Source organism: Maribacter aestuarii, from assembly GCF_027474845.2.
Lineage (GTDB): Bacteria > Bacteroidota > Bacteroidia > Flavobacteriales > Flavobacteriaceae > Maribacter > Maribacter aestuarii.
This window is the reverse complement of record NZ_CP107031.2, coordinates 1459224-1482512: the sequence shown is the minus strand read 5'-3', so window position 1 is coordinate 1482512 and position 23289 is coordinate 1459224. Positions and strand designations below refer to the sequence as shown.

The 23289-nt window shown below is 36.0% G+C and carries 24 protein-coding genes and 1 riboswitch; of the genes, 7 read left to right on the top strand and 17 right to left on the bottom strand.

The window, feature by feature from the left end; translation table 11 throughout:
* Nucleotides 1-530 precede the first annotated feature (530 nt).
* From N8A89_RS06740 to N8A89_RS06705, 9 genes are all read right to left on the bottom strand, one after another.
* A complete protein-coding gene (locus tag N8A89_RS06740; protein WP_281541570.1) occupies nt 531-1136 on the bottom strand; it encodes a tetratricopeptide repeat protein in 606 nt (201 codons plus the stop codon).
* A 22-nt stretch (nt 1137-1158) separates the two neighbouring features.
* Nucleotides 1159-1533, bottom strand: a complete 375-nt coding sequence (locus N8A89_RS17775) for a DUF5763 domain-containing protein (RefSeq protein ID WP_430682101.1) — start codon at nt 1531-1533, stop codon at nt 1159-1161.
* Nucleotides 1534-1658: 125 nt separating this feature from the next.
* Complete coding sequence (locus N8A89_RS06735) at nt 1659-2072, bottom strand: hypothetical protein (RefSeq protein ID WP_281541569.1); 414 nt, start codon at nt 2070-2072, stop codon at nt 1659-1661.
* Nucleotides 2072-2632 (bottom strand): uracil-DNA glycosylase family protein, encoded by a 561-nt coding sequence (locus N8A89_RS06730; RefSeq protein ID WP_281541568.1) that lies wholly within the window; start codon nt 2630-2632, stop codon nt 2072-2074. Before N8A89_RS06730 ends, N8A89_RS06735 begins: the two co-directional genes overlap by 1 nt.
* A 77-nt stretch (nt 2633-2709) precedes the next feature.
* On the bottom strand, nt 2710-2847 hold the full coding sequence (locus tag N8A89_RS06725) for a hypothetical protein (protein ID WP_281541567.1): 138 nt from the start codon (nt 2845-2847) through the stop codon (nt 2710-2712).
* 383 nt (nt 2848-3230) lie between these two features.
* Nucleotides 3231-3611: a hypothetical protein gene (locus N8A89_RS06720; RefSeq protein WP_281541566.1), complete on the bottom strand. Its 381-nt coding sequence runs from the start codon at nt 3609-3611 to the stop codon at nt 3231-3233.
* Nucleotides 3612-3708: 97 nt separating this feature from the next.
* Nucleotides 3709-4050 carry a hypothetical protein gene (locus N8A89_RS06715; protein ID WP_281541565.1) on the bottom strand — a complete coding sequence of 114 codons (342 nt, stop codon included), beginning with the start codon at nt 4048-4050 and terminating at the stop codon, nt 3709-3711.
* Nucleotides 4051-4153: 103 nt separating this feature from the next.
* Nucleotides 4154-5539: a hypothetical protein gene (locus N8A89_RS06710; RefSeq protein ID WP_289645155.1), complete on the bottom strand. Its 1386-nt coding sequence runs from the start codon at nt 5537-5539 to the stop codon at nt 4154-4156.
* A 33-nt stretch (nt 5540-5572) separates the two neighbouring features.
* Complete coding sequence (locus tag N8A89_RS06705) at nt 5573-5824, bottom strand: hypothetical protein (protein WP_281541562.1); 252 nt, start codon at nt 5822-5824, stop codon at nt 5573-5575.
* 584 nt (nt 5825-6408) lie between these two features.
* Nucleotides 6409-6510, bottom strand: a riboswitch (SAM-I-IV-variant riboswitch).
* A gap of 656 nt (nt 6511-7166) precedes the next feature.
* On the opposite strand from N8A89_RS06705, the gene N8A89_RS06700 reads away from it, so the two are divergent.
* Nucleotides 7167-7553, top strand: a complete 387-nt coding sequence (locus N8A89_RS06700; protein WP_281541561.1) for a hypothetical protein — start codon at nt 7167-7169, stop codon at nt 7551-7553.
* A gap of 49 nt (nt 7554-7602) precedes the next feature.
* Entirely contained in the window at nt 7603-8454 is an 852-nt protein-coding gene (locus N8A89_RS06695) for a hypothetical protein (RefSeq protein WP_281541560.1), read from the top strand.
* A gap of 53 nt (nt 8455-8507) precedes the next feature.
* Here the strand turns inward: N8A89_RS06695 and N8A89_RS06690 are convergent, their stop codons facing one another.
* Entirely contained in the window at nt 8508-8780 is a 273-nt protein-coding gene (locus tag N8A89_RS06690; protein ID WP_281541559.1) for an HIT family protein, read from the bottom strand.
* Nucleotides 8781-8894: 114 nt separating this feature from the next.
* Complete coding sequence (locus tag N8A89_RS06685) at nt 8895-10013, bottom strand: ligand-gated ion channel (protein WP_281541558.1); 1119 nt, start codon at nt 10011-10013, stop codon at nt 8895-8897.
* Nucleotides 10014-10262: 249 nt separating this feature from the next.
* Here N8A89_RS06685 and N8A89_RS06680 point away from each other — a divergent pair, with 249 nt between their 5' ends.
* On the top strand, nt 10263-11327 hold the full coding sequence (locus tag N8A89_RS06680; RefSeq protein WP_289645154.1) for an exodeoxyribonuclease VII large subunit: 1065 nt from the start codon (nt 10263-10265) through the stop codon (nt 11325-11327).
* Between the two features lies 1 nt (nt 11328).
* On the opposite strand, the gene N8A89_RS06675 is transcribed toward N8A89_RS06680, so the two are convergent.
* Nucleotides 11329-12102 (bottom strand): HNH endonuclease, encoded by a 774-nt coding sequence (locus N8A89_RS06675; protein WP_281541556.1) that lies wholly within the window; start codon nt 12100-12102, stop codon nt 11329-11331.
* Between the two features lie 150 nt (nt 12103-12252).
* Between N8A89_RS06675 and N8A89_RS06670 the strand changes: the two genes are divergently transcribed.
* Both N8A89_RS06670 and N8A89_RS06665 read left to right on the top strand, forming a co-directional pair.
* Nucleotides 12253-14361 carry a TonB-dependent receptor gene (locus N8A89_RS06670; protein WP_289645153.1) on the top strand — a complete coding sequence of 703 codons (2109 nt, stop codon included), beginning with the start codon at nt 12253-12255 and terminating at the stop codon, nt 14359-14361.
* A gap of 106 nt (nt 14362-14467) precedes the next feature.
* Nucleotides 14468-15748: a DUF5689 domain-containing protein gene (locus N8A89_RS06665; protein WP_281541554.1), complete on the top strand. Its 1281-nt coding sequence runs from the start codon at nt 14468-14470 to the stop codon at nt 15746-15748.
* Between the two features lie 3 nt (nt 15749-15751).
* Here the strand turns inward: N8A89_RS06665 and N8A89_RS06660 are convergent, their stop codons facing one another.
* From N8A89_RS06660 to N8A89_RS06650, 3 genes are all read right to left on the bottom strand, one after another.
* Nucleotides 15752-16207: a response regulator gene (locus N8A89_RS06660; protein WP_281541553.1), complete on the bottom strand. Its 456-nt coding sequence runs from the start codon at nt 16205-16207 to the stop codon at nt 15752-15754.
* Between the two features lie 138 nt (nt 16208-16345).
* Complete coding sequence (locus tag N8A89_RS06655) at nt 16346-16750, bottom strand: response regulator (protein WP_281541552.1); 405 nt, start codon at nt 16748-16750, stop codon at nt 16346-16348.
* A gap of 10 nt (nt 16751-16760) precedes the next feature.
* Nucleotides 16761-19337, bottom strand: coding sequence for a PAS domain-containing protein (locus tag N8A89_RS06650; RefSeq protein WP_289645152.1), 2577 nt, complete (start codon nt 19335-19337; stop codon nt 16761-16763).
* Nucleotides 19338-19544: 207 nt separating this feature from the next.
* On the opposite strand from N8A89_RS06650, the gene N8A89_RS06645 reads away from it, so the two are divergent.
* Together N8A89_RS06645 and N8A89_RS06640 are read left to right on the top strand one after the other, a co-directional pair.
* Nucleotides 19545-20009, top strand: coding sequence for an ankyrin repeat domain-containing protein (locus N8A89_RS06645; protein WP_289645151.1), 465 nt, complete (start codon nt 19545-19547; stop codon nt 20007-20009).
* Between the two features lie 107 nt (nt 20010-20116).
* A complete protein-coding gene (locus N8A89_RS06640) occupies nt 20117-20890 on the top strand; it encodes an amidohydrolase (RefSeq protein WP_281541549.1) in 774 nt (257 codons plus the stop codon).
* Nucleotides 20891-20893: 3 nt separating this feature from the next.
* Here the strand turns inward: N8A89_RS06640 and N8A89_RS06635 are convergent, their stop codons facing one another.
* A complete protein-coding gene (locus N8A89_RS06635; RefSeq protein ID WP_289645150.1) occupies nt 20894-21571 on the bottom strand; it encodes a hypothetical protein in 678 nt (225 codons plus the stop codon).
* Between the two features lie 69 nt (nt 21572-21640).
* A complete protein-coding gene (locus N8A89_RS06630) occupies nt 21641-23257 on the bottom strand; it encodes an Ig-like domain-containing protein (RefSeq protein WP_289645149.1) in 1617 nt (538 codons plus the stop codon).
* Nucleotides 23258-23289 lie beyond the last annotated feature (32 nt).

Genomic DNA, 23289 nt, shown 5'->3' with positions numbered 1-23289 from the left:
ACATAAAATCAAAATCACTATTGTAACCGTTACAGATATAAAAATTCTTTTGTCTATAAAAGTTGATTGCGGACTTATTAACCACCGTTTCCGATAAAACAGAAATTATATAAAAGCTGTTGCTATTGTAGTAGTTAACAGAAGGGTATCTATTGACATATCCAAATATAAATCTTTACTTTTAACTCATAGAACTATATAAATATATGATGTTATCAGAAGAGGAACAGTGGAACGACCTTTGGCAAAATGGCACTTTTCTCACGCATCATATTATACAAATAAAACGTTCAGTTTTTACGCTCTCTACGCTTTTTTGTAGAAGGGGAACTTGACCTAACACCGATAAGATAATTACCAAGGGGGTACTTCAAAACAGGTGAGACATTGGATAAGTATGCTAGTAGTGTCGATGTCTTTTTTTGATTAACACAATTTTGTCTTTTACTGAATCTGGTAAATAAGAAAACATTAGAACCCACTGGTAAAATCGCAAGGAGTTTTAATGTTACCCATAATATTAAGGCTTCCTAATTACAGGATTTTGCAATCGCTTTGTAGGCATCACTAAAACCTAGTTCACCTGCCTTACTAAGATGTAAGCATCCTTCATCTTTTTTATCTATATCCAATTTAATAAGACCAAGATTATAATGAGTTACTTCTTCATTAGGGTTATGTATAAGAACTTTTTCATAATCTATTATCGCTCCCTCATAATCACCTAGTTTAGTCCTACAGAAAGCTCTTCCGAAAAATATTTCTGTCCATAACTCAGAATAACCTGTACCTACTCCAATTGCATTATCAAAATCTAATATTGCGCCTCGATAATCCCCTAAATCAAGTTTTAAATTTGCTCTTTCATTATAATATTCTGTTAGTCTAAAGGACTCTTTGTCAAAATATTCGTTATGAATTTTAATTGCGTTATTTAAATCACTCATTGCATCCATCTTATTTCCTTCCTCTATATTCAATTTAGCTCTAATGTAATATTCATGACTGCAATTTCCACATCTATTAATTAGATTTGTGGTAGATACAATAGTACCTTTACTCTGATAATTTTGTCCCTTCAAGGAAAAGCTTACAGCGCCTAGCAAGAATCCTAATAGTAAAATACTCTTTGTCATTATTTCTATGTTTTTATTGAAACTATTCATGCTGATAGCACCCTCCACCTCTCGACACTTTCCTTTTACAATAACCCCCTGCTTTAGTTCTTGCTCCGCAATTTGATGTTACGGAACTATTTTTTTTAAAGGTAGATGGAGTTTGTTTTTGGGTTTTGTTCTGACTTGTATGTTGATAGCAAAAACCGTTAGCCAGGCTTGTCCTATGCTTACATCTTGCACCTTTTTTAGTAATTCCATTACACCTTATCGAAGCACTTTCACCAACTGCCTTATTACTAAAACTGTTACTCTTATTTAAATTACTTATGGAAGGGGGCTTACATATTTTACATGGGGTTAATCCAGTTTTGGTAATATCGTCAGTCTGTAGTTGTTGGGAAACATTCTCGACCATTCGACAGGAAGTTAAATGATACTTTTTCCCAGACGGAGTCCTATAAATATTCTGTGCCTGTAACTGAATACAAGTCAGAAATAAAACAATTAAATATAAAGGTTTGAAATTCAGAATGTATATTACTAGAGATTTCTGTTTAGAGGAGGAAGTTCATGAAACTCGACCAAGTATTTATTTAGTTCTTCTTTTTCTAATTTGGAGAAGTCATCACTTACTGAAAGTTCAATATACAGATTTTTATACGGGATCTTCTTTTGTAATTCAGAAGATGATTTATACCGTACACCACAAAAATGTGAAGAAGAATTATTATCAGGATGAAGAGATTTTTTTAAATCGATTATCCTATCATGGAAATTGGATACCTTTCCGATATACAATATTCCCGATTTATCAATTTTCATGACCCAAGGAGCAGGAATTCTTCTACCTGTTGAGTCTTTACAAAATAGTTTATATACACCAGAACCGCTACCGAATTTCTCGTTTATATAATACCATGATTTTTCATGTAAAATTTGAAATTCTTCTGACATTAAAGTTGTTTTAAATTTATTTTATTGTCCCATTCTAATTGTTTTTTTTCTGAGTACCCCCTTGCAGGAGTTTTTAATAGTTCGAATCGAATATTGTTTTTTTCACAATAATCCTGTATTTCGAATATTTTTTCCCTCATGTTACTAATGGAACTGTTCACTGTTTTTCTAGTTAAAAAAACTGCTTTAATATTCGGCAGATTATCCAATAGACCAATTACGTCATTCCATTTAGTGATATTTTTGTCGATATAATCGTCAAAATAATTAGCCTCTTCATCTTCTTCTACTTCTACTTCCGAAATTAAGTCGGTAAAGTCTATTTTTTGTTTTAACATCCAACTTATTTTCGACTCCCTTGACTGCTGCATCATATCATCAAAACCAAAAGCTTTTGGTAATAATTTCCATAGACTATTCGGTCTTCTAACATTCTTTCTTGAATAGAAAAAATCGGCATCGTTTGCCTCGGTTTTAGGATTGAATGTTCCAAGAATTAAGATTTCAGATGATGGGTTTACCTTGTGGTCGACAAAAATATGTGGTACTCGAACTTTCATTCTAAAATATTCAGATTAGAATAATAGAACGAATTAGTATGAATGTTCTTATATATTTTGATTAATTAAATGAAACTTTAGTGTTCTCCAATCACCACTTCAATCAACCATGCTATGGTCATCACCAACAACCAAAGACTAAAGTAGAATTTACCGTTATGATAGGCATAATCAAAAGGCATTTCATAATAGTCCTGTAATAATAAGCTAACCAAGGTACAAGAAAAAGATATTGTAAATGATATGAGCCAATAAGGGGTGAATCCAGACGAAGTACCTGTCAGATCAAAGCATTATGGATAACAAATATGTAAAAGCTGTTGCCGAGGCAATGGATAAATATAATCCTAACGTGAAAAGAAAATCTTTGAACCTTTCCTTTTTTTGTTTCTTAAAACGGGAAAAATCGCTCCCTAAACCAATCCTCAAAACCAATAAGTCAAAAATATTTCTTTTATGGGCCTTGAATTTTCTTATAAACTCAGCTAGTGTGGCATTAAACGTATCTTTTCACCAAAAAGAACAGCTCATTCGTAATTCTTGAAATAAAAGCACTGGTCAATATAATCTTAATAGTGGACCAGAACTACCTTAGGCTTTATGAGATGGACGATTCCCTTTTGGGATACCACGATGTATTGTAAAAGACAGATCGGCCGTTAGATCGCTTTAAATAGATCTTAAAACCGTATCCCCAACGGACGGACGTTTCAACTACGCTATTGTTCCTTTCCTTGACACCTTCACTTTCCCAACGGGCAATTCCTATGAACTTGTAGGATTTGGTCTCGTATTGGAATATGCCGTACTTTTCCATTAGGCCAGTCATAAGCTTATGAATCCTATTTTGGTTCTGGTAACCTATACTGGACTTTTTAATTACCTCCCGACCGTTTACGGAATATACCCCAGAATCCACCTCCGCAACATTTCCATTTGCACGGACCGAAAGAATACCATTATCCTTGTTGGTATGCACAAAACTTATTGAAACTTGTAGGTTATAGTCGGTTTTAGGTTAAAAAGAAAACCCCACCGTTAAAACGATGGGGTTAGTATGATTTGGGTATTTAGGTTTAAGATAATTCTAAAGACAGGTTATATTCATCAATTTCTTCAAGTATTTCTTCTACGACATAAAAGAGCTCTATATAATCCAGTACTTCCCAAAAGGCTGGTTTGTATCTTTCAAAACCCTCATAAATAGATAGTTTTGCGCATCCACACGGAGTGAATCTAATTCCAGCAGCAATTTTATCATTGTAGTACAATGTGCAATCTGCCCCATCAATCTTTTCTCCCTCGGCATCAGCAATCAATTCATAAATTGGTGTGTCGATTTCGATTTCAACATTTTCAATAAAGGAATCTAAATCTATTATAAATCCTTTTTCGTCTAATTCTATAATTTTACTCATAATATTTAATTTATATTTCTTTCCCAATTTTAGTGCTGGGAATTTGCACTTTTGATTATTGCTTCTTTTTAGTTCTTTAAAATCTACTTATCTACATATTTCACTAAGACCATGAATCTGGCTTTAGCTCTGGAATATTGCCGAAATAATTCTTCAGATGTTTTTCGAAGCTCTCTTTTAGTATTCCAAGGTTCTCTTCCGTGGTAACTATGCTATCATGTATGGTGAACAATGGCATATCTGGATGTTCCGATGACATAAGCTTAGTACAATGGTCCAAAATACAATCGGCTTCAATGTTCTGTAGTAGTACGGGAAAGAAGTTCTTTTTTCTAGGTTTAATCCCTTTGATTTTCTGCATGATTTTGTAAACGGTCGGGAACTCTTCATCAAAGGCTTTTATAATTCCATGTCTGTTATTTAAAGAACTAAAAAGGGTCTTCATCATTATATCCTTGCCCAGGTCCCTTTGGTTATTGAATTTCTTCGTTCTGGTCCCAGCTTCGGTCTGTTCCTCGTAGGAGAAGGTGCCGCAGCAATTCTGGAATACCAGTCCAGCCTTGAACAGAACATGATAGTATTGGTCATAGATAGTTCCGTTTTCTACCTGCGCTATGAACCTCTCTAAATCCCCATTATTACTTGGACCGTCGAAACCGCAGAACATATTAGGTATAAGTAGTAGTTTATTTAGTAGGGTTCTTATATGGTTATCACTATTGGGTTCTAGGTTCCTTAGTAGTGATGAGAACATATATGGTTGGGAATTCCTTATATCTATTGATGTGAGGGTTCGCCCTTCGTATGTTATAAAGGGTTTAAGGTCCTTGGGGAAGCTGGTTAGGGCGCTATGGAGTCTATCGTCATCCCCTTCGCGGCTATATCCCCATCCTCCATTCGCTATGCTTTCTATGCATATGATCCGATGGTTGGACTTATTGATATCTCTAGCGTGAGGGTATTTTTTGGCGACCATGGCCATAGCAGCTGCCTTGTCAATTTCAAAACGTTCTGGGTCCAGCCATTTGGTGAGATGCCCAGTTGTATTATCTGAGACTTCCATTCTCCTGTTCATTTCGGCCAACCTTCCTTCGATGAATAGCTTATGGCCTTCCAATGATATGACCTTAATTTTATGTTTGTGGTAGGGGTCTGGCAATCTATAACTGTAGCAGTAATTTTTTTTGTTACTGTAATTGTTCCCATTTCGTACCAGTAGATTTTCGTTTACAAGGAATTCCATGTACTTGCTGAAATTCCTTATACCCTTATGGATTTCGGAGCATATCGGGACCCATCCGTCCTCGTACTTATCCTTCTTGGTGTAGGGGATGTAGATTACCAGGTTCAAAAGATATGCCGCCTGTGCCAACTGAAGGACTGGTTGTATGTTTTGTTCCTTCCTAGAGTTTATACTATCCTCTAACTTGTTGAACAGCTTATTAGGTAACCATACATTGATCGTTCTATTTTTTATATCGTATTTCATAATTTTAATTTTTTAATTATTTGGAGTGAATATTTATATATTGCTTAAGTAATTGGCGGTTTCATCAAGGATGATCACCTTTTTCCATACCCCGTTTTCAAAAATTTCTACCGACAGCCAATCTTTTCTGGTAATAGGTTTTAAGCTTCCGTGCCACTCGGATGGGTCAGCCCACCGTTCAATACTTACCTCCTCAAGTTCCTGAACATCCTTGGGTTTTTTTAGTCCTTTTAACAAGTTCTGGCCAATCAAGAAGTGCTTTCTCCCGTACTTGTATCCTGGCACATCCGCAAAAGCTTAATTGTTCTTCGAATGACATTATTTTTCTTTGTCCTTGATTGTTACATAACATCTTTGTGGCGGTATTCTCCCAATGCGGGTTTGTTGATATCCAGGCTACTGCTTTCTCCTTATTGTGGAATGTGCTCGTATTTGCCCATTTGATGTATCCTGAATCTAGAATACTTGCTAGATGTTGGTAATGGGTATAGTGATAAAATTTTGAATTCTTCATTTTGATAATATTTGTAATTAATAATTCGCTTGTTTTTGGACATAGGTATCCCATTGAAGCTTGTCCTATTTTTTTTAAGCTCCTTGTAAAAAAAATCGATAAAGTTATTTGTTGGATTTAGGGCCCCAGATTAGTGGGCCTGGCCACATAACTGAATGTTGCGACCCATCGCTTAATTTTCCTGTAGTAAAAATGTATTTCGCAAAACCTTACCTTACTTGAATTGTGGTAGATAATCGCATCATGAGATTGCACACAATCAATGAGCTGTTCAGTATTTTTAAATTTAGAGTGGAATTGGTCCAATTGAAGGGATCCTAGGACTTTACTGGAATTGGTAATACATTCAAAATAGTTAAACATTTTATTTTCCTTTTTAGGCGTATCATTGGTCCACCTTGGCGTGTTTAGCGCTAGGTTGGAGCCCTCTTAAAGAGAGACTCTAGAGATACAGGTTAGACGTTTTTTTGCAAGGCCGATTTACTAGCTGTTGCTTGTACAAAGATACAAAAAATATTCGAATTATTATTATAACTATCTGTATTACAGTATTTTATAAATTAACTAAATTAAGGTATAAAAATATAAATAAATGATTTACAGATGGTTAAGTGCTGATGTAGTTAGATTAGCCTACTAAAGTAGTTAGTTTAGCATTTTTTAACATATAATTAACTGAAATAAACATCATTTCTTCACCTTCAAAATGGTAAAAAGTGTGTTTACAACTATTGGTTTGGGTCAAAATCTACTTTTAATAAGAAGTGACTAATGCCGCCAAAAAATGAAAAATTGGAAGGGGTCTGTTCCAATTTTCTTTCATAGGGGAACGGTAAGCCTAAATTCAAAATTTATGCTTTTTATAATACGGTTGTATGTGCAATATTGATTCCTACCTCAAATTTCGTCCTGTAAAGGTACTTTTTGGGATAGCCTTAGAAAGTGAAGTGGGCAATGATATAACTTTTAACGAATGACATAAAATCCTGTTTAACACATAAAATATCCTTTTATCGGGATTAAGGCTCACCTGATCTAATATTCAATGCTTTGTTTGAATCGCAGCTTAAAACCTCCAATATTGCGGTAGTTATAAACCAATATATAATATAAATGGAACTGATAAAATTAAAGGTAAAGGAACAAGCTTCAAAAGGTTCAGAGGCCAGGTTAATCATTAATAGCTTTATAGATGCATGCACCAAGCTGGATACAAAAATAATAGAACCGTTATTGGACGAGGACCAATACTTCGAAGAGAAAGATAAATATAGGTTTCTGGCCTTTTTAAAAGGACAGTTCGATTTTGCCAGGTCCAAAGGCTTTGATAGCACAATCCTTAAGTACGGCGAATGTGGTATGTGTGTAATGGGCCATAGTACCTACGAGTTTTACGGAGCCGATGGTAAAATTAGATTCGCCTATATCATAGAACAAAGGGATGGTGAGGTAAAGGACATTTACAATTGCAATGTCAGTAGTGGTTGGTTAATGAAATAAACTGTAGGAAAATACGTTAAAAACGTATCAATATTATTAAACAATAAGTATGAAAATAAGAATGGCCATAGTTCTATTTATTACCTTTTCAACCGCTATTGCACAGTATTCTGGGTATTACACGGTAAATCAAAACATAAACGCAAATATCAATGAAAATGTGAAAATGAGCGGTAATGTAAATATTAATAAAAATATATCTACTATAGACTACGGTAAATTAGCACTTGCAAACGCAGAAAATGAAAAGACAAGATTAGAAAATCTAAAATTCACAGACCAACAGCAAAAAAGAATTTTGCTAGAAATTGCATCGGACCCATTAAGCGCATTTACTTACGGTTATGATAATCCTATTGAAATAAAGGGAAAGGAAGCTAAGAACTACGGATTTAAGAGATTCAAAATTATCTATAAAGTTCCACACAATTCCCTTTTTACGTTTGCAGGAGCTGGAAGAATAGAGAATGTAAGTTTAGATGGAGTCACAACTGAAATAATCTTTTCTGCTCCATGGTATAATACTACGAAGGTAGAATTCGATACAGAAGAATATGCGAAAATGAAACACATAAAAGTGGGTCAGCTAAATGAAGGGCAAGGATTGGACGGTGGGGACTTTTTTGTTCACAAGAAAGATATTAAACGCGCAACGGTATATGGGACAAAAGGTTTTATAGGCACTCTCATCTGGGAAGATGATTATCAATACACAATAACGGACAACTATTCTTCTTTCAATAAATTGGAAGGGGACGGTGTTTTTTATTCTGTTAAGGTAAGGTATTATGGTAACAAAGATGAAGTGACATTTGAAAAGTTAGAGGGTAGAAAATTCTATTTAAAAAGGCTAGTAGAAAAGGTCATTTCTACAGCTACTGCTTGGGATATGAAATATTAGGTTATCTGTTATATTTCAATTACCAATTGCGCTTCCAATTCGGAGGTGATTTTTTAATCAATTTGAGACTGATACTTTCTTTTTCCTGTTATTACATTTCTAATACTTTCTATAGGGTCGGGAACATCGTTTATTCTTCTTGTGATTAATAACATATGGCAGTAAAATACCTTTTGGCCGACATCTTCATCTGCATTGAAACCTAGATTCAACCCATTCATTTTCGGATTCTTTTTCCATAATGTTGATTTTTTCTTATGTACTAGACCGTTCTTCGTATTTATCTTAGGACGGGAATATGAAAAATATCTTAGTATGACCTTCATATGGATACTTAGGAATTGGATACTTAGGAATCTTTTTTAGAAGTTATAAATGCTTTGGACCCCCATCAAACGGAATTTAATATTCCTTAATTACAAAAACGTTACAGGAAGAGACTAAAATTTCCATTTAAAAAGCAATAAAATAGACGCTAAATAAGCCAAAGGAAAGAAATACCTAAGATGCCTAATTAGAGATGAAGGTCCTTCTAACTCCTTTTTCCTTTTGGTGATAATGACAGTAAATACTACAGCGAAAATGAATAAATGGCTTATACTCATTATATATTCTATAAAAGTTCGGTAGGGTAGTTTTGGGATAAAAGAAGCTGAAAAAATATTGAGGACTAAAGAAGACAACAATGATATTAAACCAATAATTATTTGTGTCTTAAAATCCTTCAACCAAAAAATAGAGAAAGAAGATAATATTAAGATAAGTAATGGAAAAAGCACTAGAGATATATAATTTTTTGGATTCCTATTCGCTTCAACCACAAAAGCTACACGTGAGTATTTTTCTTGACCCGAAAAAGGATAGTTATTCAATTTTACTACTGCATTTTCTCGAACCACTATCCAATCCTCATCGAGAACGTGTTTGTCGAGAAATAATTTTGGATTAACAAATACTAATTGACGACTTTCAAGTCCAAATGATTCGATTTCAACTTTGAATATTTTAGAATCGAAAGGGAACTTATTAAAATCCATATTTGTTGAAAACGTATCTGAAAAACTTTCTTTATATACGATTTCTCCTGTTGAATCGATTTTAATTTGAATGTTTGGGATATCACGATTACCCTGCACGTTTATAAGGTCAAAGGCAGGAATCCATGACACACTTTTTAAAAACTCTTTCGCTCTTTCGTTTTCAAATATAACATGGGTTGAAAGGGAATCAACTATTCTCAACTTTGCTTGTTCGGAGCGCCATTTGTAAAAAAAACAACCATCAACTTTATAGGTCTCATCGACCGAGTTGATATTATATATTCTATTAATTTGTAGTGTTATGTCAACCTCAATTGGTAATTTTTCAACCTGCATCGTATTGTTCTGCTTTCCATCTACATAGGATTGTGTAATCAAAAGAAAAAATAAAACGTTATACCGCTTAAAGCCCCCTTTAATTGAAATAGTGTCAATATTACCAAAATCATGGTGTAGATATTTTGAAGGTTTGTTATTGTATGTGAGTTTTTTGCGGATTTTACGAAAAAAGCTAATCATGTGAAGTAGTGGCTGTAGGATACATTTACAAGATAGTCAATTATCAATCATAGCTTTGAAATAAACAATAAAGGCTGATTTTTATAATATCAAATGTTTTGAGCATGAATAATTAATCATTTAGTTTTTGAACTAAGGGTAAGAATTGGGTGTTGTTAGTTTTTGAATATGATAATTAATATAAAAAGCGCTATCGTGGTTAATTTGAAATTCATAAGTAAATATTATCATATTTTTGAAAAAAACTAGATGCAGGAGCCCCCCTTCACAGTTGATTCACTTACTGAAATCTGCCGCAATACCCTTACGACCCCATTCGATGAGAAAATCATAGGCTTGGAAGGGTTCTATTCACCTGGTCAGAATAAGAAGTACGGGAACGTATACTATGATACCCTCCATGATGAGAACAAGCTTAGCAAGTTTACTTTAGTAGTTCCAGAGAAAATAAGGGAATACCTTAAGCCCAAACAATATTACGTATTCGAAGGCCACCTGATCAAGACAATTAACAGTATAAACGACGGCACGATAAGATTGCTTTTCAGGGTAACAAAACTGAAGGACAAAAAGGACGAGTTCCAATTCATTTCCAAGGATGAGTTCAGTGTCGTTCAGGAGCGGTTTAAACGCCCCATCCCATTTTTGGACCAACTTCTATTGGACAGGATTTCCAATGGCCAAAAGCCCTTAATAAACATTATAACGGGCAACAATTCGATTGTTGGGGAGGATTACAGGAACCAACTTATCGATTCGGACTTCTACGTAATTAACGAGCACCTGGTCAACCTATCCAACACCACGGATCTGGAGAAAAAAATCAAACAGCTCTCCAAACAGGAATCCGATCTTCTAGTGGTCATGCGGGGCGGAGGCAGCGGATTGGAAATATTCAACGATGTAAAGCTTTGCCAGGCCTCGTTGGAGTGTAGTATGGCATTTGCAACGGCTATTGGGCATATGGAGGATGTTACCCTATTGGAAAAATGTGCGGACAAGGGATTTGCCACACCAACGGCATTCGGTTCATTTCTACAGAAAATAGTAGAGCAGCATAGGGGCCAGATAAAGGAACGCACTGGACTTGAAGAAAGGATTACCTTATTGGAAAAGGATTTGAACACCATAGTAAAGGATAGGGACGAAAGATTGCTCAAGGCGGAGAAATCCATTAAGGCCGAAGTTTTGAGGGGCCAGACCGATAGGGACAAGCTGGAGCAGATATTTAAGAATAGGGAAAAGCTTTACTTGTATACTGTACTTTCAATAACATTTCTGCTCGTAGTATGTCTATTGATTATTTTTCTTTGATTTAATTCTTATATCTGGATTTAAGAAATTTTACTTTAGGGTAAGATCCATCCAACCTTTTCCTTAATGATTTACCATGTAATTTGCCATATGGAGTTTTAATAATTGATTGATCAATTTCAATAGTATATGTATTTGGGTTTATTTTCAAAAGGCTATCGTCGAATAAACAATGTAAATCTGACCTTAACAACAAAGCATTGTCAAGCTGATTGTTACCTGAAACATTATGTGGGATTATATGACATGCCTCAAGGACATTGGTTGGACCATGTCCACTAATTGTACAGCGATAGTCATATTCTTTTAACAGTAATTCTCGCAGTTTAGGTTGACCTTTTCTAACAGTACGAGCATAATACTGTTTGTTTGTATAGTCGTCATCAATTGGTGTTTCAATCCTAGTACTTGAGTAAAGTTGAAAGTCAAATTGTATTCTGTTAATTGAATTAGTGCCATTCGAACGGGGGTCGCCTCCTATGTCATTAAAAGATAAAGCAGGGGTAAATTTCCTGTAATTTTCTAAGTGAGCAGCTATTCTTTGTCTCTTATAAGAGTCGTCTGCTAGTGGTTTTCTTGGTTCCAAGTTTTTAATTCGTCCATAACCAAGTATCCTTTTATCGTCTTTGATTGGATACTTCGTTAGACAAAAAACAATATGGTCCCCCACTTTAATTTGCTTAGAATTTGCGATGCCCAATGGATATTCATAAGTTTCTCCCAAAACATCTCCGTATCCAGAATGTTTCTTGTGCAGTACTAACCAGGTAGCCATATTTCAACTTTCTTCAAATCTACGAATTAAAGAAATATTTAATAAACTTACATAATTAGTTAAAATAACTGGGGTGGACTTAATGATATTGTCCGGAACCAAGAATTTTCAAACGGAATAGCGGCTTCCGAGCATACATTTGGCGGAATATTGGGTAATACCAACATAGATTTAAGACCTTCAGGTCTACGCTCCGGGTTTCGAATTTCTAGTTCGGCTTCCAATAGAACTTACACAGGAAGGTTAATGGCAACCTATAATTCCGGATTACAGGAAAATGGATTGGCCTATATGTTTTCCGCCTCTAGGCGCTGGGCTAAAGAGGGCTATATAAACGGAACCTTATACGACGCCTATTCGTTTTATGGAGCTCTGGAATATCAATTTAACGAAAAGAACAGTTTTGCATTGACCACTATTTTGGCCTCTAATAGAAGGGGACGGTCCTCTGCCATTACCCAAGAAGTTTTTAATCTAGTAGGAAATAGATACAATCCCTATTGGGGAGTACAAGATGGAAATATAAGGAATTCTAGGGAACGGAAAATTGCGGAACCTATGGTGCTTTTAAATTATTTTTATGATTCCAAGAATTTAAACCTTAACACCGGAATCTCTTTTCAAACAGGGACTCATGCTAGGAGTAGGCTTGGATATTTTAATGCACCTAATCCCGATCCTACATATTATCGATATCTGCCCAGCTTTTACATTAACAGTCCAATTGGCGCCAATTTTGTAAGCGCGAATATAGCCAAAGAGGGTTTTTTGAACAGCCCACAACTAGACTGGAACAATATGTATAGAGCCAATAACAGCCCATCACAAAATGGCAAAGCGGCTTACCTGTTATATGATGATACCGTAGATGATACTCAGCTCACTGCCCGATTGAATGGGAACTTGAAAATAAGCGATAAGTTAAAACTGGATTTTGGAGTCACGAACAAGAATTTATCTTCGGAAAATTATGCTGAAATAAACGATTTGTTGGGTGCGGAATTTCATGAGGACATTGATACGTTTTCTGACACGAGAAATGATTTAACAGGGGACCTAAATAAAACAGAAGGAGATATTTTCAATTATAACTATAAATTAATTGCCAATGAAACGGAAGCATTTGCACAATTGAATTTAGATTTTATTAAATGGAAGGCCTTTGTCTCCGGAAGATATGCTGCGGTTACCTATCTAAGAAATGGATTATTCGAAAACGGACGATTTCCTGATAATTCCTTGGGTGAAAGTGGAAAACTGAGTTTTTCAAACTTTGGGACCAAAGGAGGCCTAACCTATAAAATAACGGGAAGACACTGGATTGTTTCCAATGCAGGTTATATTAAAAAGGCTCCCGTGTTGCAGAATGTATTCATTAATCCTAGAGAATCTAACTTAACCGTGCCAAATCTACAGAGTGAGACCATATCTACGGTCGATTTGAATTATTACATCAGAATGCCAAAACTAACGGGTAGGGTGAGCGGTTTTTATACACGTTTTCAAAATACAACGGACATCAACTTTTTCTTTGTGGATGCCGGAGTTGGTTCGGACTTTGTTCAGGAAGTATTGACAGACTTGGATAAATTACACATGGGTACGGAGATCGGGTTGGAATATCAATTATCGGCTACGGTGAAATTGTCCGGGGTTGCCGCGATAGGAAAATACCTTTACGCCAGCGATCCATTCGTAACTATAAATTTTGATACGGCAGATGCGGATGAGGAACTTATAGATGTAAGTGGGGCCAAGGATTTGGGAACGTCGGCCATAAAGGGATATAAGTTAGCACAAGGGCCTCAAAAGGCATTCGCTTTCGGAATTGAGTATAGGGACCCTAAATATTGGTGGGTGGGCATGACGGCTAACTATCTTGGTAATAATTATGCCAATATATCTACGATTACCCGCACCAAAAGTTTCTTCCTAGATCCAGAGACGGGTCAAAATTTTCCAGATGCAACTGCGGAAAACGTGGCAGCACTGCTGGAACAGAAACCATTGGACAATTTTTACCTTTTGAATTTGGTAGGCGGTAAGTCTTGGTTGAAGAAAGGGAAATATATCGGTGTTTTCGCAAGTGTTAATAATCTCTTTGATACCCTTTTTAGGACGGGAGGTTACGAACAGAGTAGGAACGGTAATTTTGGTCAGTTAAATCAAGATAATTTGAGCGGCACGCCTTCTTTTGCACCAAAGTATTGGTACGGATACGGGCGAACTTATTTTTTGAATGTAGCAATCAGTTTTTAGCGAAACTAAATTAGGAATGATAATAAAAGCATCACATATAAATTTATTCAAATGTTTCATTATCCTCACGTGCTTATGCAATTGCGTAAAGAATAGGGATTTTGATATGCCTTCCTTGAATTGTGCTGATGGTATTCAGCCAAATGCTACATACAGTGATGTCAAGAATTTATATGACGGTGAAACTATTCAAATACAGGATGATTTGGTAATGGAGGGTTACGTAATTTCATCCGATAAAGCAGGGAATTTTTTCAGCGTTCTTCACTTTCAAAATTCGCCTAAGGACCCTACGGATGGTTTACAGATTGAAATAGATGTACGCGATTCTCACTTATTTTTTGATGTTGGACAACGCATATTTATAAAACTGAAGGGGCTGTATTTGGGTAAGTCCAAGGGTGTTTACAAGGTCGGAGGTGTATTTAGCTCTTTCGGTAACTTATCCGTAGGTAGACTTCCGAGTAATACTGTATTCAATCATATTATGGTTTCCTGTGAACCTAATGTGGCTATTGATCCATTGGAGGTGCGTATTTCAGAAATTGACACTACAATGGTTAATGCGTTAATTTCTATTAAGGATATAGAAGTTTCGGAAACTGACTTAGGCCAGCCTTTCGCTGTAGAAAGAGAAGAAACGGAAAGGTTGTTGGTAGATTGTGAGGATAATGAACTTGCCCTTTTAAATAGTAGTTTTTCTGATTTTCAAGAAGTTCTTTTACCGGAAACCCGAGGAACGATTACCGGAGTTTTGACTCGGGATAACAGTAAGTTTCAACTTATCATTCGTGATTTAAATGATATTCAATTCGATTTGGAACGTTGCGAGGATATTATCACTGAGTTTACATCAACAAATATTTTCTTTTCGGAACTCGCCGATCCGGATAATAATGCCGCTGCCAGATTTGTGGAACTATATAATTCCGCAAACGAACCTTTGTCCTTAAACGGATGGCGAATAGTTAGGTATACTAATGCTAGTTCGGAAATAAGCTCCTCTTTGGATTTATCTGATTTTAGTATTGATGCGGAGAGTACTTTGGTCATTTCACCGAATGCCGTAGAGTTTGAAAATGTATATGGCTTTGCTCCGGATGTTGCAGTAGGAACGAATTCTCCTGCCGATTCAAATGGGGACGATAACCTTCAGCTGGTGGACCCATTTGGGACCGTTATCGATGTTTTTGGGGTCATAGGGGAAGACGGTTCGGGTACCAACCATGAATTTGAAGACGGGAGAGCGGTAAGAAGGATAGAGATATCCGAAGGAAATCCAATCTATACCTTTGCGGAATGGATCTTATTCAACGATACTGGGAGCAACGGTACTACAAATTTACCGCAAATGGCTCCAGATGATTTTTCGCCTGGGGTAAGATAATAGTTAACATGCCGTTTTGGCGGCGATTATAGATTCAAGCATTTTAGCGTTAAGGGGTTTTACTAAGTAGTTATGGACCATTTCAAAAGATTTGATTTTTTCCATAAACTCAGGGCTCACAAAGGAGCTGGTAATGTAGATAGAGGTATGCCTACGCTGGTCTTGGGGAATATTCTTTATCTCCTCCAAAAATTCCCATCCATCTTTTTTAGGCATATTAACATCTAAGAAAATTACTTCGGGTAGGGGAATATTTTCAATCATTAGGCCTATAATACCATCTATGGCTTCTTGTCCGTTGGTATAACAGAGAATATTTTGGCTGAAACCCATATCCTTCATAAGTCTCTTCGCATTGAATGCAAAAAACTCGTCGTCATCTATTATGCAACAACTTGTAAAAGTTCCCATTTTAAAAGATTTTTTTCTATTCCCTTGATGTACGGATAGAAATGCCATAGAGCCGTAGTCTTAACAAAAAGTTATTAAAAAAATTAGGTATTCCCAAGAATAGGCTTCATTTTTAATCTTCAAAATCCTTTTCTCTATGGTTTTACGCATGTAATACTACGTAGTTTAGGGCCCATATTCGAAGTATCAGACCATAGCCCCATTCAATACTGTTTCAAGATCTGTTGGTGTAATTGGTTTTAGAATGTAATTATTTACAGCCTTATAGTTTTTAACTTTTTCCAAATCTCTAGGGTCAACGGAGGAGCTAATTATGAAAATTGTGGTTTTCTTAATTTTATTACTGGGAATTTTCGAGAACTGTTCTAAGAATTCCCATCCGTCCATAATAGGCATATTCAAATCCAAGAATATGTAGGGAGGTATTTTTTGCCCAGATTCCGATAGCTCTAAAAGTCCATCAAGCGCATCCTGTCCATTATTGTAGACCATAATGGAATCACAAAAATCTATTTCTTTCATCAGTCTTTTAGTCCCATAAATAAAAATAGGATCATCATCTATAATGCAGCAGCTTTCAATCTTTTTCATAATCATAAATTTAGCCTTTTTTAAGTTTAATATAAAAAGTAGAACCTTCACCTACGGTGCTCTTTACGGTAATGGTACCGCTCATAGACTCTATTTGGTTCTTGGTGATAAATAGGCCAATGCCTTTGGCGTCTTTGTTTCTATGAAAGGTTTTGTACATTCCAAAAATCTTGTCTTTGTGCCTCTCCAAATCTATGCCCTGTCCGTTATCCTTAAATTCAATAATAACGTGGTCATTATCTAAGATAGTTGATATTTCAACTATGGGGCTTCTGTTGGGTGCTCTATATTTAAGGGCGTTTGTATACAAGTTTAAAAGAATACTTTCCAAATAGGCCGGTACTGCCTCCACAAAATGGGATTTATCAATGTTTACTTTAGAAATTGCATTTTGCTCCGCTATTAGACCGCGTATGCCCTTCTCTATTTTTTCAAATGTATTGCTTAGATTTACAGATTGCATTTTTTCCAATGCCCCTGTTTTCGCCTGTACCACGTCGTTCAAATGTTCTATGGTCTCCGATAGACTATTGGAAGCGTTAATGAGCATGCCATGCAAATTCTCGCGTTCTTCTTCTTTTTTCTCTTCAACTAAGAATTTTGTTAGCATGGACATATTAGTGGAGTGCGACCGTAAATTGTGGGAAACAATATGGGCAAAATTTAGAAGGCTCTCGTTTTGTTCCTTGGTGACGTTGACCAAAGTACTCAAGCGTTTTTCTGCTTTAATTCTATCTGTCATGTCCAATATTTGGGCAATAGAATGGGAAACGCCGCCGTAAACGTCCCGTACAATAGTTACCGTCAGCATTGCATGAACTATAGCGCCCTCTTTATTAAAGTACCTCTTCTCCATTTGATAACTATCCCTTTTGTTTGAATAAGATTGATCAATCATCTCCATGGACTTATCTAAATCATCTGGATGTGTAATTTCTTGCACACTCAGGCCCATGAGTTCCTTTTGGGTATAGCCCAAACTATTAGAAAATGTCTTGTTTACTTTAATCCATTTATTATCCGGCCCTACCAAGGCCATTCCTATGGCGGAATTCTCAAATGTTTCTAAAAAAGATTCCTTGCTGCGTTCGAGTTTAAGTTTAGTGTGTAATAACTCCGTGATATCCCAATTGGCTCCTATTACTTTATCTACTTTACCTTCTAAATCATATTGTGCCTCTCCAAATGCAACAAGATGAACGGTATCACCATTCGGCTTTATACCTCTAAATTTTGTATTGAAAGGTTTTCCGGAATCAATTGTAGATTGTAAATTTTCTTGAACCTCCGGATAATCTTCTGGATGAATTCGGTTCATCCACTCTTCCAGCATGTTTGAGGAGTCTTTTGAAATACCGTACATATCATACATATTATCATTACAATGTACTTGGTTTTCCTTTATTTGATAGTCCCAAATACCAATGTTTGCCACACGCGTTGCAACATTTAGCCGTTCGGCCATTTCTTTAATCTTAAAGTCTGCCTGCTTCATTGGAGTAATGTCCCAGTTTACCCCAATCATTTTAATTGCCTTACCTTTATCGTCTCTCTCCGTGCTGGCTATAGCTTTAATATTCCTTACGGTTCCGTCTGGCCAAAGGACCCTGAATTCAGTATCAAATTCTTTGACTCCTGAAATGGCTAAATCAATTTCGTGGGCACCTCTTTCCTTATCTTCCGGGTGTACTCCAGCTTCCCAGGCAGCATACTCCCCTGAAAAATCACCCTTATTAAGCCCGTATAGGTTGTACATGTTATCGTCCCAAATAAGACTGTTGTTCACAATGTCATACTCCCATATACCTATATTGGCATTTTCGGTGGCTATTTTTAAGCGCTCTGCAATTTTTTGATATCTTATTTCCGCTTTCTTTTTCTCATCAATATTTTGAAACGTCCCAAATATTCGGGCGCATTTGCCATTAACCAATTCCGCTTCACCTTTTGCGCGTACCCAAACTTCATTTCCCTTTGCGGTAACGATAATAAGCTCAGTATCCCAAGACTTTCCTTCGGCAATGGCTTTGGTAACCAACTGAGTTATTTTTTCCCTGTGTTCCCCCTCTTTATAAAAATTTATTCCCTCTTCTAAGTTTGGAATATAGTCGTTAGGAACTTCATGGATGCTTTTGGTGGCCCTGCTCCAGTAAACCTCACTCTTCGTCATATTAACCTCCCAGCCGCCTACTTTTGATACTTCTTCCGCTTTTAAGAGCAATTCTTTTTCCCGTTCCTCTTCTGTAATATCTTCAAGAGAAATAAATAGACCCAAAACATTGCCATCGGCATCCTTCCAAGAATTTATTTTCCATTTTAACCATTGGATTCTTCCGCTTGGTAACGAAAACCTTTGGCCCTTATTTATCTGATTTTCACCATTCAAGCAGTCTTTAAGGGCTTTATGTAATAATGTTGGCGCTTCTTTAAAAATAGTGGAGAAGCCTTTGGTTTGGAAGTTTTTTTTATCAATATCAAAATCATCAAGCCAAACGTCTGAACAGCTCACAAATTTCAGATTAGTATCTAGTACCGCAATCGCCGATGGAGCATCTTTTACTAGAAAATCTACCATTAAGGTTTCCAATATACTATGATTTAAGAATGAAGGTACACTTTTAACGTAGGAAAATACATTTAAATTGTAAGAAATTATATTTAAATACCTCGCAGAGGATAACCAAACACTTACGACCTAAAAATTATATGTCGTGTTAGTTATTTTTAAAACTATGACGATCTAAGGAGAAAGGGTCATTGTTTTTTTATAATTTTAGTCCTAATACGCAATTATATGAACGAATTTTTTTTCAACGAAATAAGAAATGGAAACTTCAAGGAGGTCAAAGCAATGTTGGAGAAAAACGCAATCTTGGTTAACAGCAAGAATGATAGGGGCTCCACACCACTTATTTTGGCGACCTACTCCGATGAACTGGATATTGCGGTACTGTTGTTGGAAAATGGTGCAAAAATTGACGCTAAGGATGCTTCTGGGAACACTGCATTGATGGGAGTATGTTTTAAAGGGTATGTCGATATTGCTAAAATTCTTATCGAAAAGGGAGCTAGCATCAATGAAAGGAATACAATGGGAGCGACTGGTCTAATTTATGCGGCCACTTTCAAGAGAGTTGAAATTGCGAAACTTTTATTGGAAAATGGAGCCGATAAAGAGATCAAAGATGCTAGAGGCAATACAGCATTGGACCATGCGAAAATTCACGGAGTACAGGAGTTGATAGATTTGTTGTCCTAAGGACCTTATAATATATTATGATTTAGCCTCCTACTAAATAATGCATCTAGCAACGATTTACAAAAGTTTTTCTCAAGTGTGATGATTCCTTCAAACTTAAATGATTTATGAACCAGACTTTAAAAATTGGCTTGGTACAGTCTTCTCTATTTTGGGAGAGTCCAGAGGAAAACAGATTGATGTTTTCCAAAAAAATTGATAGCATTTCTAAGGACGTAAAACTTATTGTCTTACCAGAAATGTTCACAAGCGGTTTTACTATGTCCCCAGAACATATTGATAAGGACGAAGGACCTAAAACCATATCTTGGATGAAGGAAAAGGCGGTGGAATCAGGAGCTGCTATAATTGGGAGTTCTGTTTTCAATGAAAATGGCGGCTATTATAATAGGCTATTTTTTGTTCAACCGAATGGCACCGTATCTAGTTATGACAAGAGGCATACATTTACTTTGGCTGGTGAACATGAAAAATATGAAGCTGGGAATAAATTAATTTTGATCGATTTTATGGGGTTTAGGTTTTGCCCTTTGATCTGTTATGATTTACGGTTCCCTGTGTGGAGTAGAAATACTGCGAATTATGATGTTCTTCTCTACGTTGCCAATTGGCCGGAACCCAGAATAAATGCTTGGGATGCGCTTTTAAAGGCCAGGGCAATTGAAAATATGTCCTATTGCATAGGTGTTAACCGTATTGGCTCTGATAGCAACGGTTATAAATACAATGGTCATTCTGCGGTTTATGATGCTTTAGGCGTGCAATTAGCATTTTCAACCCGTGAAGAAGTAATGGAGGTAGTAATCAATAAAGACCACATTCAGGACACCAGAAGGAAACTACGATTCCTAGAGGATAGGGATGAATTCATTCTCAATTGACAGCTAGGTCTTTGTATTATAAAATTTAATTATATCAATTAAATCTTCATCTTTCTTTACAGAAAGCTTTTCTTTTTTAGCGAATTTCAAAGTGCTTTCGTCAAATAGTTTTTCGATGTTTTTTTTCTTAGATGAAAATTCCAAGACCGTACCATCTTCCTTTTTTATGAAGAGGTTGTCACTGATTGTTAGTCTATCCTCATTATCAATTCCTAATAGATTTGAATCGGATGCAGCCTTAATTACCTTAGTATCATACACTCTAAATAAACTCAGTTTTCCATTCACAAGTTCCTCGGCAAAGATAGGTTTGGGATTGTCAACTGGTTTGAAGGGCACGAAATTCTTACCTTCCAGTTCAACTGAAATACCATCCGCAGGGGTTAAAGAAATAATATCCTTTTCCTTTAGAATTTCCACTTCTTTTGTGTAGGCATTAAACCTTGCTAAAAGTTTGAATTTTTTCTTTGTATTTCTATCGATAACTGTAGCCTGCTGCCATTCTACATTTAAGAATTCTGACCCTTTTACATCATTTCCATGATTATCAGAAACTCTAATCACATGGCCACTAATATTATTGTCAAATTGATAGGATGCACCTTCCTCAGTTGTATAACTAACTTGACCTAGGCCATAGTAGGCTACCAATAAAAAAAGCAAGTGTATGTATTTTTTCATAGAATTTTATATTTAGTATTTTTTAAATGTGCAAAATCTGTACCAAAACAAAGCTAGGGAATTGAAATTTCAATCTATTAAATTAAAGGTCTCTATCTTTTCCCAATTGGCTCGCATTTCTATCGGTCCGGGATAATAGATGACCTTTTCCGGTTGTATTCTTTTTAGATAGCTTCCCGTATCCCATTTTCTATTTTCGTTCTCATCGTAAATAACTCGCACCAAATAGTTTCCAGGATTTAAATTATTGAACTCAAAAATCTGTGGAGCAGTGGCATAAGCCTCTCTTATTAATTCACCTCTTTCATTGGTAAGTTGTACTATTAGAGGATATGAGATGTTATTTCCTACCAGATTTAATCTTAAGTTTCCATAATCTGCTAAACTTTTAGTTCCCAGACTGTAAACAATCGTATCATTGGTATTTTTAAAAAAATCTTGTACTGCGCCTGGCATAAGATTGATTCTATAACTTTCATTGGGCTCGGGTATGAATTTAAAGTCTATTCTATTTTTTAAAGAATCCAGCTTGACTTCATATTCAACGGATAATGAATCTTTGTTAGTCATACTGATTTTGGAACTATCCAAAGCAATTAAAGGAGTATTTGCATTAATGCTTAATTGTTCCCCAAAGTTTAGGTTTCCCTGCTGGTTTGGGCTCAAGAGTAAAGAATCCATTTCTACCTTTCTACTTTTAACAGTAAAGGTATCTATAATCTTCAGGGCCTCGTTTTTAACCGTAAAAACGATAGAATCCATTTCGAATGGCGTAAACCAAAAATTTAAAGTGTCCTTGTCCCTTTCTTTCAATACTTTGGTTCTTATGGTATCCGGTAGTATTGTCAAAGGAGTAATCGTCGCATCACTACCCTCGCCGTAATAACCGAAACTTATTTTGTTCTTCGCCACCATCGAGGGCACGGCCACCCCATAATCCTGAATTTCCTTAAAAAGGTCAAGCCTATAAATAGAATCTGTAGGTAATTCTATGGTGTCGTTGATAAAACCAATTTTATCGGTCTTTTGGTCAAAGATATTGTCCTTGGCGGCATCTTTCATGGCAAATAAAGCATATTTACCTTCCTTTAGATTTTTTAACCTGAAGATTATAGTACTATCAAGTGTATTGGTGATATAATTTGGCGGTTTGTTGTATAATGTAGAATCGGTATAAGCAGAGTCGATTTTATAAAGCATAACGCTCACAAAATCGTCGGTGTCCTTATTAAAGGCATCTTTTACGACCCCGGCGAGTTCCAATGAATCTATATAGTCTCCGGTAGAAAACACATAGGTCAAGAACGGATTTGGGTTCCCTTCGTTATTATCTACGATAGCTTGACCAAAATTTAAGGTGTAAGTAGTATTTTCCAAGAGGGTATCCTTAATCGTAATATCTATAAATTTATTGGCACCACCTTGAGGAGTTAAAACAGGAGGGTATTTAAGCGGAGGGGATATAATAAGCTGGTCCTGGACATCTTTTAATTTAACAAGCTCGTCAAAATAAAGTCTGATTTTTTTTGCGTCAAAATTGATGGTCATGTTTTCTGGCTCCGCCTTCAACAGCACGGGTGGAGTTTCATCTTTAGGGCCTCCTGTGGGAGTCCCTTTGCGTGCACATTGATAAAATGCAAAGGCCGCAAAAAGTATAAAAAAGCCGGCAATTATTCGTCTTAGCATATCTTTTGTTCTCAGGACAAAGAAACGACTTA

Bases quoted from the DNA above. Each gene is read 5' to 3' on its own strand.
- N8A89_RS06645 (WP_289645151.1), top strand. From the start codon at position 19,545: ATGAACGAATTTTTTTTCAACGAAATAAGAAATGGAAACTTCAAGGAG.
- N8A89_RS06655 (WP_281541552.1), bottom strand. From the start codon at position 16,750: ATGAAAAAGATTGAAAGCTGCTGCATTATAGATGATGATCCTATTTTT.
- N8A89_RS06695 (WP_281541560.1), top strand. From the start codon at position 7,603: ATGAAAATAAGAATGGCCATAGTTCTATTTATTACCTTTTCAACCGCT.
- N8A89_RS06675 (WP_281541556.1), bottom strand. From the start codon at position 12,102: ATGGCTACCTGGTTAGTACTGCACAAGAAACATTCTGGATACGGAGAT.
- N8A89_RS06690 (WP_281541559.1), bottom strand. From the start codon at position 8,780: ATGAAGGTCATACTAAGATATTTTTCATATTCCCGTCCTAAGATAAAT.
- N8A89_RS06685 (WP_281541558.1), bottom strand. From the start codon at position 10,013: ATGATTAGCTTTTTTCGTAAAATCCGCAAAAAACTCACATACAATAAC.
- N8A89_RS06640 (WP_281541549.1), top strand. From the start codon at position 20,117: ATGAACCAGACTTTAAAAATTGGCTTGGTACAGTCTTCTCTATTTTGG.
- N8A89_RS17775 (WP_430682101.1), bottom strand. From the start codon at position 1,533: ATGGTCGAGAATGTTTCCCAACAACTACAGACTGACGATATTACCAAA.
- N8A89_RS06680 (WP_289645154.1), top strand. From the start codon at position 10,263: ATGCAGGAGCCCCCCTTCACAGTTGATTCACTTACTGAAATCTGCCGC.
- N8A89_RS06635 (WP_289645150.1), bottom strand. From the start codon at position 21,571: ATGAAAAAATACATACACTTGCTTTTTTTATTGGTAGCCTACTATGGC.
- N8A89_RS06660 (WP_281541553.1), bottom strand. From the start codon at position 16,207: ATGGCATTTCTATCCGTACATCAAGGGAATAGAAAAAAATCTTTTAAA.
- N8A89_RS06710 (WP_289645155.1), bottom strand. From the start codon at position 5,539: ATGAAATACGATATAAAAAATAGAACGATCAATGTATGGTTACCTAAT.
- N8A89_RS06715 (WP_281541565.1), bottom strand. From the start codon at position 4,050: ATGAGTAAAATTATAGAATTAGACGAAAAAGGATTTATAATAGATTTA.
- N8A89_RS06735 (WP_281541569.1), bottom strand. From the start codon at position 2,072: ATGTCAGAAGAATTTCAAATTTTACATGAAAAATCATGGTATTATATA.
- N8A89_RS06665 (WP_281541554.1), top strand. From the start codon at position 14,468: ATGCCTTCCTTGAATTGTGCTGATGGTATTCAGCCAAATGCTACATAC.
- N8A89_RS06740 (WP_281541570.1), bottom strand. From the start codon at position 1,136: ATGACAAAGAGTATTTTACTATTAGGATTCTTGCTAGGCGCTGTAAGC.
- N8A89_RS06730 (WP_281541568.1), bottom strand. From the start codon at position 2,632: ATGAAAGTTCGAGTACCACATATTTTTGTCGACCACAAGGTAAACCCA.
- N8A89_RS06630 (WP_289645149.1), bottom strand. From the start codon at position 23,257: ATGCTAAGACGAATAATTGCCGGCTTTTTTATACTTTTTGCGGCCTTT.
- N8A89_RS06700 (WP_281541561.1), top strand. From the start codon at position 7,167: ATGGAACTGATAAAATTAAAGGTAAAGGAACAAGCTTCAAAAGGTTCA.